This is a genomic window from Streptomyces panaciradicis (genome assembly GCF_023516615.1).
Lineage (GTDB): Bacteria > Actinomycetota > Actinomycetes > Streptomycetales > Streptomycetaceae > Streptomyces > Streptomyces panaciradicis.
Genome location: NZ_JAMGBF010000029.1, coordinates 124,828 through 134,521 on the forward strand (window position 1 = coordinate 124,828; position 9,694 = coordinate 134,521).

Sequence of the window (9,694 nt, forward strand, 5' to 3'; positions counted from 1 at the left end):
CGGCGGTGCTGTCCGGCGTGTCCGTGGCCACCGGCGTCGCGTCAGCGTGTGTCCTCGAGCACGGCGTCCTCGACGATCTTCTTCACGGAGGTCAGGTAGCGGGCGGCGTCCGCGCCGTCCACCAGCCGGTGGTCGTAGGAGAGCGAGAGGTGGACCAGTTCGCGGACACCGATGAACTCCTCGTCGCCGTCCTGTACGACCGCCGGCCGTCTGACCACTGCTCCCACGCCCAGGATCGCCGCTTGGCGGGGTGGGACGATGAGGGTGTCGAAGAGGGCGCCGCGCGCTCCGGTGTCACAGACCGTGAAGGTGGCTCCGGACACGTCCGCGGGCGTGAGCCGGCCGGCCAGGGCGTGGCCGGTGAGGTCGTGGACGGCACGGGCGATGCCGCTGACGGTCAGATCGCCCGCGCCCCGCACCACCGGGGTCACCGGCCCCTGATCGGTGTCGACGGTGATGCCGACGTTCTCGGTGTCGTAATACGTGATGGTCGCACCGCTCGTGTCGATCCTGGCGTTGATCACGGGATGTGCCTTGAGCGCCTGGGCGGCGGCCAGGACGAAGAACGGCATCGGTGTCAGGGCGAAGCCCTCGCGGCCCAGGAAGCCGTCCGCTGTTTGCCGCCACAGCCGCAGCAGGCCGGTGGCGTCGGCCTCGACGGTGGAGGTCAGCTGTGCCTGCTCCAGCAGTGCCTGCTTGAGACTGTCGCCGACGGCCTTGCGCAGCCGGGGGATGGCAGCGGTGTGACCGCGCAGGGTGGCCGTCGGCGGAGTCGCTGCCGTCGCTGCTGCTGGGAGCGGGGCGGGGGTCGGCGTCGTCGTCGGCGGCGGAACCAGTGGGCGCTGCTCGGGCGGCGCGGAGGACGGCTGCGCGACCGGCGCCGGTGCAGAGACGGGCCGCGGCCCCGGAGCAGGGGCGGGAACAGCGAGGGGTGCGGGTTGCGGCGCCGGTGAGAGAGCGGACGGCTCTGCGGTCACCGGTGCGGCCGGGGCGGCGGTGACCGCGGTCGCCGCGGAGGGTTCGCCGTCGGGCGGGCCGATGACGGCGAGCTCGGCGCCCACTTCGACCGTCTCGTCCTCGCCGACGACGATGGTCAGCAGCACCCCCGTGGTGGGAGCGGGGATCTCGGTGTCCACCTTGTCGGTGGACACCTCCAGCAGTGGTTCGTCCTCCTGGACGTGCTCGCCGGGCTGTTTCAGCCAGCGGGTCACGGTGCCCTCGGTGACGGACTCGCCGAGCGCGGGGAGGGTCACGGAAACAGTCATGGCGGCGTATGGCTCCTTCAGGTGTCCAGGCCGTAGTGCTTGCGGGCGCGGTCGACGGTGTCGGGGTCCACTTGTCCGGCCCGTGCCAGCCGGTCCAGGGCCGTCACGGTGATCGATTCGGCGTCCACGTGGAAGTAGCGTCGTACGTCCTCGCGGGTGTCGGACAGGCCGAATCCGTCCGTGCCCAGTGAGTAGTAGTCCTGCTCGATCCACTGGCCGATCTGGTCGGGGACCTGGCGCATCCAGTCGCTGACGGCCAGGACCGGACCCGGCGCACCGGCGAGCGCCTCCGTCACGAAGGGCACACGTGTCTCGCCGCGCGCGCGGGCGGTGTCGGCGTCCATAGCGTCCCGGCGCAGCTCCGTCCAGGACGTCACCGACCAGACATCGGCGCGCACGTTCCAGTCGGCGGCGAGCAGTTCCTGCGCACGCAGTGCCCAGTGGACGGCGGTGCCGGAGGCCAGGAGCTGCAGCCGAGGGCCGGACACGGCGCGGTCGCCGGGTCGGAACGGGTACAGGCCGCGGACGATGCCCTCCTCGATGCCGGGCCATGCAGGAATGGGTGGCTGGGGCTTCGGCTCGTTGTAGACCGTGAGGTAGTAGAAGACGTTCTCCGGCCGCTCCCCGAACATCCGGCGCAGGCCGTCGCGGACGATGACCGCGATTTCGAAGGCGAAGGCCGGGTCGTAGCTGACGGCCGCGGGGTTCGTGGCGGCCAGGAGGTGCGAGTGGCCGTCGCCGTGCTGGAGACCTTCGCCGGTCATGGTGGTGCGTCCGGCGGTGCCGCCGACGACGAACCCGCGGCCCATCTGGTCGGCGAGGGCCCAGAACTGGTCGCCGGTGCGCTGGAAGCCGAACATGGCGTAGAAGATGTAGAACGGGATCATCGGCTCGCCGTGGGTGGCGTACGAGGTCGCGGCGGCGGTGAACTCGGCCATGGAACCGGCTTCGGTGATGCCCTCGATGAGGAGCTGCCCGGACTTGCTCTCCCTGTAGTGCAGCAGCTGGTCGGCGTCGACGGGGTCGTAGGTCTGGCCCTGCGGCGAGTAGATGCCTGCCGTGGGGAACATCGACTCCATGCCGAAGGTACGGGCTTCGTCGGGGATGATCGGCACCCAGCGGGCGCCCGTGCGGCCGTCCCGCATCAGGTCTTTCACCAGGCGGACCAAGGCCATGGTGGTGGCGACCTCCTGGTGGCCGAAGCCCTTGAGCAGCGCCTCGAACGGCTGCGCGGCGGGCTCCGGCAGGGGCTTGGTGATGACACGGCGCGCCGGGGCGGGACCGCCCAGCGCGGCGCGCCGCTCGCGCAGATACCGCACCTCGGGCGAGTTCTCCCCCGGATGCCAGAAGGGGACGACGTCACCGGCGAGGGCGCTGTCGGGGATGGGCAGGTCGAGCATGTCGCGCAGCTCGCGGAACTGCGCCATGGTCAGCTTCTTCATCTGGTGGTTGGCGTTGCGGGACTCGAACGCCGCCCCGAGGGTGTGCCCCTTGACCGTCTGGGCGAGGATCACCGTCGGTGCCCCCCGGTGTTCGACGGCGGCCCGGTAGGCGGCGTACACCTTCAACGGCTCGTGCCCACCGCGGGAGTTCTCGAAGAGCTCCACCACTTGGGCGTCGCTCAGGGCGGCGGAGAGTGCGGACAGGGTGTCTCCGACGAAGAAGTTCTTGCGGATGTAGGCGGCGTCCCGCGCGGCGAGGGTCTGCATCTGGGCGTCGGGCTCCTCGCCCAGGCGGCGCACCAGGTCGCCGGTCGTGTCCTGGGTCAGCAGCGGGTCCCAGGCCTCGCCCCACAGGGTCTTGACCACGTTCCAGCCCGCCCCGCGGAACCGCGCCTCCAGCTCCTGCACGATCTTGGAGTTGGACCGCACGGGTCCGTCGAGGCGTTGCAGGTTGCAGTTGATCACGAAGGTGAGGTTGTCCAGGCCCTCACGGGAGGCCAGCGTCAGGGCGGCCGTGGCCTCCGGCTCGTCCGTCTCCCCGTCGCCGAGGAACGCCCACACGCGGGAGGCGGAGGTGTCCTTGATGCCGCGGGCCTGCAGATAGCGGTTGAAGCGTGCCTGGTAGACGGCGTTAAGAGGGCCGAGGCCCATGGACACGGTCGGGAACTCCCACAGCCACGGCAGGCGCCTGGGGTGCGGGTAGGACGGGATGCCGTGACCGCCGGCCTCGCGCCGGAAGGCGTCCAACTGCTGCTCGCTGAGACGGCCTTCGAGGAACACCCGAGCGTAGATGCCCGGCGAGGCGTGCCCCTGGAGGAACAACTGGTCGCCCGAGCCGTCCTGTTCCTTGCCGCGGAAGAAGTGGTTGAAGCCGATCTCGTACAGCCAGGCCGCCGATGCGTAGGTGGAGATGTGTCCGCCCAGGCCGAGCCGGGAGCCGCGGGTGACCATGGCCGCGGCGTTCCACCGGTTCAGGGCGGTGATCCTGGTTTCCATGGTGATGTCGCCGTCGAACGCCGGCTGCGCGGCCGCCGGGATGGTGTTGACGTAGTCCGTGGTGAGCAGCCCTGGCACGGAAAGGCCGGCGCGGGCCGCGTACTCGTGCACGCGCCGGATCAGGTACACCGCCCGATCGGGTCCGGCGTTGCGTATGACGGCGTCGAGGGATGCCTGCCACTCGGCGGTCTCCTCGCGGTCACGGTCGGGAAGCTGGTCGAGCTCACTGCTCGACGCGGACGCGATGGGCCGGGACGGGTCACTCATGGGCGGCCTTCCTCAAGGCATGGGGCGGGGGAGTCGGGAGGGGGTGGTGGACGCCGGGGGCCGTCGGACGGTGCGGCGCGGGTGGATCAGCGGTCTTTGAGCCACTGGGCCGTCGTGTGACGGCCCAGACGGGCGTCCGGTCCGGGCAGCAGGGTCCGCTCCCTGATCAGGGCAACGAGGGACGGCGTCTGTACGTCGCCGATCACGGGCGTCACGCGGTCCTGGCCGGCGAGCACGTCGGCGGCGAGATCCTCGAACGGTCGCTCCTCGGGTCCGGCGGCCTTGGTGGCGCGCACCGGGGCATGCGGCAGTGCCGAGCGGCGGACGAGGTCTTCCTGTGCGGTCTTGGCCCGGAGGCCCGGAGGTATTCCGAGGCGACGCGGTCGGTGCCCACGGCGGACAGGGCCACGTGGCGCTCGACGCCGGTCTCCCTGCCGACTGTCAGGAGGCTGCGGGTGGTGTCGGCGAAGAACGCTGTGCTGACGTCCTGGTGACGCGAGGGCGCGTCGGTGACGTCTACCAGGATCTGCGCACCGCGCAGTGCTCGGCGCGGAGCGTGTGCGCCACCGACGTTGACGTTCGGGGCGCGGGAGAGGGGCACCACCTGCGCCCCGTGGTCCCGCAGACGGGTGACCGATCTTGAGTGGATCCGTTCCGCGGCGCCTGCAACGACGACTTTCATGCGGTCTCCTTCGCCGAGGGCGGGACGGTCGGACGTGACGGCCAGGACGTGCTGAGAGGGCGGCGGCGAGGTCGGATGCGCCCGCGCGCCCTGCCTGGTTGACCGGACGAAGGGCGTTGGTGTGACAAGCTGCACGTTGCCCGAACCTGGGTCGTCCCGACGGCGGGTGTCCCGCGACGACGACCGCGGGCAGGGCGCGGGCGCCGCGGGACACCGGAGGGGTGGACCTACTCCACGAAGTAGGAGTCGTGCCGGTCGAAGAACGCGGAGCGCTCCTCCTCCGAGGCGTGCGCCAGCTGCGACACCTGCTCGAAGTACTCCTCGCGCGGCGCGCCCGGTGTGAACAGCAGGAGCATGTCCGCCGGTGCGTCGGAGTCGTTGCGGAAGGCGTGCAGTCCGCCTTGCGGCACGTGGAGGAAGTCGCCCTTGCGGGCGTCCACCCAGCGCACACCGTCGAAGATGCGCACGGTGCCGTCCAGGATGTAGAACGACTCCGAGATCCGCTTGTGGAAGTGCGTCTTCGGGCCGCCGGCCCGCGGCCTCATCTCGACGCGGTACAGCCCGAACTCGCCGCGGGTGGTCGCGGTGGTGGCCAGATAGTGGGTGGCGTCCTTGCCCGGCCCGCTCTCGCCGAGGTCGGGTGGGGTATCGGCAGGCCGGAACACGGCGCTGACCTCGCCGTCGTCTCCGAAGTACTTCTGTTCCGGGTAGGGGTACGACATGGTGGTTTCCTTTCCTGAGGCGGTCAGGCGGCCGCGTGCCCGCCCGCACTCGATGTGACCGGTGGGCACAGACAGATGTGACGTCGGCGCGGCGATGGGCCGCGGTGCCGCGCGGTCGGGTGTCAGCGGGTGAGGCAGTCGTGGCGGGGGTGTCCCCGTCGCAGGGCCCGCACGTCCCGTACCGCCGCGGCGAATGCCTCGGGGCGTTCCTGCGGCAGGTTGTGGCCGGCGTCCGCGACCTGAAGGTGCAGGCGGGGGCCGGTGAAGTGGTGAGCGGTCGATGACCCGTCGGTCGCCGGGAAGTTGCCGTCGGCGGTGCCGTCCAGGGTGACCGTCGGGATGGTGACCGGAGGAAGGCCGGCGAGGCGGGCTTCCAGACGGGCGTACTCGTCCGCACCCACTGCCAGGCCGAGGCGGTGCCGGTAGGAGTGGATGACGACGTCGACGTAGTCCGGATTGGTGAAGGCCTCGGCGGCCCGCTCCAGTTCGGCTTCGCCGAAGGCCCACACGGGGGAGTTGCGTTTCCAGATGACCCGCGCGACACCCCGTGGATCGGCTGCCAGTCCGGTGCGGCCACGCTCGGTGAGGAAGTAGTAGAAGTACCAAAAACCCGCCTCCAGTTCGGGGGAGATGGGGTTCATGGCGGCGCCGATGTCCTGGATCAGGTAACCGTTGACGCAGACCAGGCCGAGGACCCGTTCGGGCCACAGCGCCGCGGCGACCGTGGCGGCCCGACCGCCCCAGTCATAGCCGGCGAGGTAGGCCCGCTCGATGCCGAGGGCGTCCAGGAGCGCGACGACGTCCGCCCCCAGGGCCGCCTGCTGGCCGGAACGGGGAAGAGAGTCGGACAGGAATCTCGTGGGGCCGTGCCCTCGCAGGTGGGGGACGATGACGCGGAAGCCGCCTTCGGCCAGCAAGGGAGCCACGTCCACGTAACTGTGGATGTCGTAGGGGAAGCCGTGCAGAAGGACGACGGTGTCACCGTCGGGGGAGCCCGTCTCGTAATACGCGACTTCAAGCACGTCTGTCGTGACGCGTCGCAGCGGGGCGAGCAGGGGCAGGGCTGACATGCGAATCCTCCGACGAAGGAGCAGTGGGGGAGAGGAGCCGCGGTTCCGGTCGGGCGCGGCTGAAGTACCGGGTGGTGTGGTCGGGCGCGTTACCGGGCCCGGTCGCCGCCGGGTCCGGCCCTCGACGACAGTGTGCACACTGTGTATGAGAAGGTTGTCTTGATAGTGTCAAGAGTGTTGGCGTCATAATGGGTAGGCGTGCGCACGGCGTGATCTCCTCTCCACAGGGACTGTCTCCCCGCACAGACCGGCCTCCGCCACCTGCTGTGACAGCGAAACAAACCCTGCTCGCGCTGTGCGCGTCAGCGCCGGACGGACCCCGCGGTCCGTGACGGCCCGAGGACGCGGGCGTTCCGGGCGCACACCCTCTCCGTGTTCCGTCCGAACGGGCGCGGAACCTCCGACCGACTCAGGTGATGACCATGGAAACCGAAAGTGTTCTGCATCCGAGCTTCCTCGTGCCCGTCGGGCATGTGGAGCCGGTGCCCCGCCGTATCAGGGGCGTGATCGGCGGTCGCACCGTCTTCGACACGCGGCGGGCCCTGTACGTCTGGGAGTGGCAGGCATATCCGCAGTTCAGCATCCCGGTGCGGGACCTCGTCGATGGCGTCCTCGACGACGAAGGGGTCGTCGAGGAGCACGGTGCGGGCATGGCGCACCGGCACACTCTGTCCGTGGGCGGGGACTCGCGCCCCGGTGCCGCCTGGGTGTGGGGGAAGGACGCCCCGGCGCCGCTCCAGGGCACGGTGCGCTTCGAGTGGCCGGCCATCGACTACTGGTTCGAGGAGGACGAACCCGTTTTCGTCCACCCCAGGAGCCCGTACTCGCGTGTGGACGCCGTTCGTTCCTCGAGCAGCGTCCGCGTGGAGCTGGAGGGCGTGGTCCTGGCGGAGGCGCCGGCGTGCGTCAAACTCTTCGAGACCGGCCTGCCGACGCGCTACTACCTTGACCGCGCGCACGTCGACTGGGCCCGACTGCGGCGGACCGGCACGGTGACCCGCTGCCCGTACAAGGGAACGACGAGCGGCTACTGGTCGTTCGACGGCTCCACCGCTGCCCACGAGAACATCGCCTGGGCATACGACTTCCCGACCATCCACGCCAACCGCATCGCGGGCCTGACGGCCTTCTACAACGAGCACGTCGACCTTTTCGTGGACGGCGAGCCGCTGCCGAAGCCCGGCGCACTCCGTTCCTAGCCCCCGCTCCGGTATGCGGTCCCGGGCCGCGCTCGGCGGCCCGGGACCTTTTCGTGTCACACATCTGCTGGGGTCCTGGTCCCATGGTGTGAAAAGTCCTCCTTATCCGCCAGAGAGGGAACACACCATGAGCGACATCGTTCTCGAGCCCGCCGCACAGGATTTCGCCGACGCGACCGCCAAGCCGCCGCTGCTGTACGAGCTCGGGGTCGAGGGCGCGCGCAAGCTGCTCGACGACGTGCAGGCGCAGCCCATCGAGAAGCCCGACGTGGACGAGAAGTGGATCACCGTTCCGGCTTCGGTCGGCGACGTGCGGGTGCGCATCCTCAAGCCCGTCGGCAGCACCGGCCCCCTGCCTGTCATCCTCTATGTGCACGGCGGCGGTTGGATCCTCGGCAACGCCGGCACGCACGACCGGCTCGTGCGCGAGCTGACCGTCGGGGTGAAGGCGGCGCTGGTGTTCGTGGAGTACGACCGCTCCCCGGAGGCCAAGTACCCGGTCGCCATCGAGCAGGCCTACGCGACCGCCCTGTGGATCACCACCGAGGGCGCAGCCGAAGGGCTCGACGCCTCCCGCCTGGCCGTCGCCGGTGACTCGGTCGGCGGCAACATGACCGCCGCCCTGACCCACATGGCCAAGCAGCGGGGCGATGTGGCCTTCGTGCACCAATCGCTGTACTACCCCGTCACCGACGCGGCCCAGGACACCGAGAGTTACCGGACCTTCGCGCACGGCCCGCACCTGACGGCCAAGGCCATGGAGTGGTTCTGGGACGCCTACACCACCGACCCCGCCGAGCGTTCCCAGATCACCGCCTCGCCGTTGCGGGCGACGTTGGAAGATCTCCGGGATCTGCCGCCGGCGCTCGTCGTCGTCGACGAGAACGACGTGCTGCGCGACGAGGGCGAGGCCTACGCCCGCAAGCTCGTCCAGGCCGGTGTGCCGACGACGAGCATCCGCTACAACGCCTCCCTGCACGACTTCATGATGCTGAACACGGTCCGCGGCACCCAGGCGTCGACCGCCGCGATCGAGCAGGCCATCCACGTGCTGCGCAAGGCTCTCGGAACCGACTGACGCCGCCCACCCGACCCCATTCCCCCGGCACGTCGAAAGGCCAATTTCATGAGTGCACACAAGCCCACCATCGTCCTCGTACACGGCGCGTTCGCGGACGCCTCCAGTTGGAACGGTGTCGTCGACAAGCTGCTCGCGCACGACTATCCGGTGATCGCCGTAGCCAACCCGCTGCGCGGACTGACCACCGACGCCGAGTACGTCCGGCAGATCGTGACGTCCGTCGAGGGCCCCGTCGTCCTCGTCGGCCATTCCTACGGCGGGTCCGTCATCAGCAACGCGGCCAAGGGACTGCCCGAGGTCAAGGCGCTCGTCTTCGTCGCGGCGTTCCTGCCGGAGGAGGGCGAGAGCGCCGTCACCCTGTCGGGCAAGTTCCCTGGCAGCACCCTCGGCGACACGCTCCGGCCCGTACCGGTGACGCTGCCCGACGGCAGGCAGGTCATGGACCTGTACATCGAACAGGCCCAGTTCCACAAGCAATTCGCCGCCGACGTCCCCGAGGAGACCACGGCCGTCATGGCCGCGACACAGCGCCCGGTGGCCGATGCCGCGCTGGCGGAGGGCGCGTCGGCGCCCGCGTGGCGGGACATTCCCTCCTGGGTGCTGGTTGCGGACGAGGACCGGAACATCCCCCCGCAGGTGCAGAGCTACATGGCCGCGCGGGCCGGGGCCTCCGTCATGAAGGTCTCCGCCTCCCACGCGGTCAGCGTCTCGCGCCCCGGTGACGTGGCCCGTCTGATCAACGAGGCGGCGCAGGCGACCGCCTGAGCGCCGGAGGCCCGCGCATGACGGACGGGGTGCGGGGACCGGCTTCTCAGCCGGTCCCCGCACCCCGCGTTCTTGTGTGGGACTGTCGCTTCACGGAAGTGGTGCGGGCTCCGCGAGCAACGTGGGCACGGTGATGATCGTGACGTCCTTGGTCAGCAGCCGATGGACGGGACAGCGTCCCGCGACCGCGAGGAGCTGGTCCCGC

8 protein-coding genes are annotated in these 9,694 nt (G+C 70.3%); 3 read left to right on the forward strand and 5 right to left on the reverse strand.

Annotated elements, in window-relative coordinates; all coding sequences use genetic code 11:
- Positions 1 to 41 precede the first annotated feature (41 nt).
- The 5 genes from M8J74_RS13055 to M8J74_RS13075 form a co-directional block, all read right to left on the reverse strand.
- Positions 42 to 1,265, reverse strand: coding sequence for a 2-oxo acid dehydrogenase subunit E2 (locus M8J74_RS13055; protein ID WP_249836542.1), 1,224 nt, complete (start codon positions 1,263 to 1,265; stop codon positions 42 to 44).
- A 17-nt stretch (positions 1,266 to 1,282) separates the two neighbouring features.
- Positions 1,283 to 3,970: a pyruvate dehydrogenase (acetyl-transferring), homodimeric type gene (aceE, locus tag M8J74_RS13060; RefSeq protein ID WP_249836543.1), complete on the reverse strand. Its 2,688-nt coding sequence runs from the start codon at positions 3,968 to 3,970 to the stop codon at positions 1,283 to 1,285.
- An 86-nt stretch (positions 3,971 to 4,056) separates the two neighbouring features.
- Positions 4,057 to 4,266 carry a hypothetical protein gene (locus M8J74_RS13065; protein WP_249836544.1) on the reverse strand — a complete coding sequence of 70 codons (210 nt, stop codon included), beginning with the start codon at positions 4,264 to 4,266 and terminating at the stop codon, positions 4,057 to 4,059.
- Positions 4,267 to 4,879: 613 nt separating this feature from the next.
- Positions 4,880 to 5,374, reverse strand: coding sequence for a cupin domain-containing protein (locus M8J74_RS13070; RefSeq protein ID WP_190154102.1), 495 nt, complete (start codon positions 5,372 to 5,374; stop codon positions 4,880 to 4,882).
- Between the two features lie 122 nt (positions 5,375 to 5,496).
- The gene (locus M8J74_RS13075; protein WP_249836545.1) at positions 5,497 to 6,444 is read right to left on the reverse strand and encodes an alpha/beta fold hydrolase; all 948 of its coding nucleotides are present in this window, start codon (positions 6,442 to 6,444) and stop codon (positions 5,497 to 5,499) included.
- A gap of 422 nt (positions 6,445 to 6,866) precedes the next feature.
- Here M8J74_RS13075 and M8J74_RS13080 point away from each other — a divergent pair, with 422 nt between their 5' ends.
- The 3 genes from M8J74_RS13080 (at position 6,867) to M8J74_RS13090 (ending at position 9,489) form a co-directional block, all read left to right on the forward strand.
- Positions 6,867 to 7,643, forward strand: coding sequence for a DUF427 domain-containing protein (locus M8J74_RS13080; protein WP_249836546.1), 777 nt, complete (start codon positions 6,867 to 6,869; stop codon positions 7,641 to 7,643).
- A 127-nt stretch (positions 7,644 to 7,770) separates the two neighbouring features.
- On the forward strand, positions 7,771 to 8,721 hold the full coding sequence (locus M8J74_RS13085) for an alpha/beta hydrolase (RefSeq protein ID WP_249836547.1): 951 nt from the start codon (positions 7,771 to 7,773) through the stop codon (positions 8,719 to 8,721).
- A 48-nt stretch (positions 8,722 to 8,769) separates the two neighbouring features.
- The gene (locus tag M8J74_RS13090) at positions 8,770 to 9,489 is read left to right on the forward strand and encodes an alpha/beta fold hydrolase (protein ID WP_249836548.1); all 720 of its coding nucleotides are present in this window, start codon (positions 8,770 to 8,772) and stop codon (positions 9,487 to 9,489) included.
- The last annotated feature ends 205 nt before the right edge of the window (positions 9,490 to 9,694 follow it).

Bases quoted from the DNA above. Each gene is read 5' to 3' on its own strand.
- M8J74_RS13085 (WP_249836547.1), top strand. From the start codon at position 7,771: ATGAGCGACATCGTTCTCGAGCCCGCCGCACAGGATTTCGCCGACGCG.
- M8J74_RS13080 (WP_249836546.1), top strand. From the start codon at position 6,867: ATGGAAACCGAAAGTGTTCTGCATCCGAGCTTCCTCGTGCCCGTCGGG.
- M8J74_RS13070 (WP_190154102.1), bottom strand. From the start codon at position 5,374: ATGTCGTACCCCTACCCGGAACAGAAGTACTTCGGAGACGACGGCGAG.
- M8J74_RS13055 (WP_249836542.1), bottom strand. From the start codon at position 1,265: ATGACTGTTTCCGTGACCCTCCCCGCGCTCGGCGAGTCCGTCACCGAG.
- aceE (WP_249836543.1), bottom strand. From the start codon at position 3,970: ATGAGTGACCCGTCCCGGCCCATCGCGTCCGCGTCGAGCAGTGAGCTC.
- M8J74_RS13090 (WP_249836548.1), top strand. From the start codon at position 8,770: ATGAGTGCACACAAGCCCACCATCGTCCTCGTACACGGCGCGTTCGCG.
- M8J74_RS13075 (WP_249836545.1), bottom strand. From the start codon at position 6,444: ATGTCAGCCCTGCCCCTGCTCGCCCCGCTGCGACGCGTCACGACAGAC.